1 protein-coding gene is annotated in these 1,740 nt (G+C 77.8%); it reads right to left on the minus strand.

Annotated features, from left to right (window positions below):
* Positions 1-111: 111 nt before the first annotated feature.
* The gene (locus ACFWWQ_RS26360) at positions 112-1,443 is read right to left on the minus strand and encodes a DEAD/DEAH box helicase (RefSeq protein ID WP_384600926.1); all 1,332 of its coding nucleotides are present in this window, start codon (positions 1,441-1,443) and stop codon (positions 112-114) included.
* Positions 1,444-1,740: the final 297 nt, after the last annotated feature.

Consider the following 1,740-nt stretch of genomic DNA (forward strand, 5'->3'; position numbering starts at 1 on the left):
GCCCCGCGGCGGCGCGCGGGGGGCGTCTCCCCCCACCCCGCGCGCCGCACGCGCGCCCCCCCGCCCCGGCGCCCCCCGCCCGCGCGGGCCCCCCCCCCCCCCGCGTCCGGCTCAGGCCGCGGGCGTCCCGCCGGGGCGACGGCCCGAGCGGCTGCGGAGCGGCCGGCGACGGCCGCCCGCCGCTCCGCCCGCGGCGCCTCCCGCGGGGTTGCGCCGCCCGCCGGCCGCGGGGCGCCGCCGGGCGGGCTGCTGCGGGGCGGGGGCGGCGAGCTGGACCTGCTCGCCCGAGGGGGTGCGGGCGCCGGTGATCCGTATCAGCTCGGCATCGCCGGGGCGGACCGTGGCGGTGTCCGGGGTGATCTTCGCCTGGCGCATCAGCCGGGTCATGTCGCGGCGCTGCCCGGGGGTGACGAGCGTGACGACGGTGCCGGACTCCCCGGCCCGCGCGGTGCGGCCGCCGCGGTGCAGATAGTCCTTGGCCTCGGTGGGCGGGTCGACGTTGACGACGAGGTCGAGGCCGTCGATGTGGATGCCGCGGGCCGCGACGTTGGTGGCGATCAGCGCCGAGGCATGGCCGGTGCGGAACTGCTCCAGGGTGCGGTTGCGCTGCGGCTGCGACTTGCCGCCGTGCAGCGCGGCGGCGCGTACGCCCTGGGCGAGCAGGTGCTTGGTGAGCCGGTCGGCGCCGCGCTTGGTGTCCACGAACATGATCACGCGGCCGTCGCGGGCGGCGATCTCGGTGGCGGTGGCGCGCTTGTCGGTGTCGGCGACGTAGAGGACGTGGTGGTCCATGGTCGTGACGGTGGCGGCCGAGGGGTCCACGGAGTGGGTGACCGGATCGGTGAGGAAACGGCGGACCAGTTTGTCGACATTGCGGTCGAGCGTCGCGGAGAACAGCATCCGCTGGCCGTCCGGGTCCACCTTCTCCATGAGGCGGGTGACCTGCGGCAGGAAGCCCATGTCGGTCATCTGGTCGGCCTCGTCGAGGACGGTGACGGCGACCTGATCGAGAGCGCAGGCGCCGCGGTCGAGGAGGTCGGCGAGCCGCCCCGGGGTGGCGACCAGCACCTCGGCGCCGCGGCGCAGGGCGTCGGTCTGCCGGTTGATCGAGGTCCCGCCGACAACGGTGGTGGTCCGCAACCCGACCGCCTCGGCGTACGGGCCGAGCGCGTCGGCGACCTGCCCGGCGAGTTCGCGGGTGGGAACCAGCACCAGCGCCAGCGGCCGCCTGCTCTCGGCCCGGCGGCCGGCGGTGCGGCTGAGCAGCGCGAGGCCGAAGGCGAGGGTCTTGCCCGAACCGGTGCGGCCACGGCCGAGGACGTCGCGCCCGGCGAGCGTCGCGGGGAGGGTCGCCGCCTGGATGGGGAACGGCTCGGTGACTCCCTGTGCGCCCAGCGCGGTCAGGAGAGCCGGGGCCAGCGGCATCTCCTCGAAGGAGGCCACGGGCGCGGGGGCCGGTGTCCGGGGGGACGTACGGGGTGCGGCGCTGCGTCGCGGTGCGGTCGCTCGTGTCACTGAAGACCCTTCGGGTGAGATGGAGGCGTGGTCGTGCCGACCGCGCACTCATCCGTGGAACGGCGCTCGGACACGAGGCGTACGGGGGGCGCGGTGGGGTGGGGCCGGGGCGGTCGTGGCATCCGCACCGTCCGCCGGGAAGGCGGGCGGGGATGCGACGGGGCGCCCCGGCCCCGGGAGACGGGGGGGGGGCCCCCCCCCGCCTGCGCGGCCGGCCCCCCCCCC

Source organism: Streptomyces sp. NPDC059080, from assembly GCF_042739975.1.
GTDB lineage: Bacteria > Actinomycetota > Actinomycetes > Streptomycetales > Streptomycetaceae > Streptomyces > Streptomyces benahoarensis.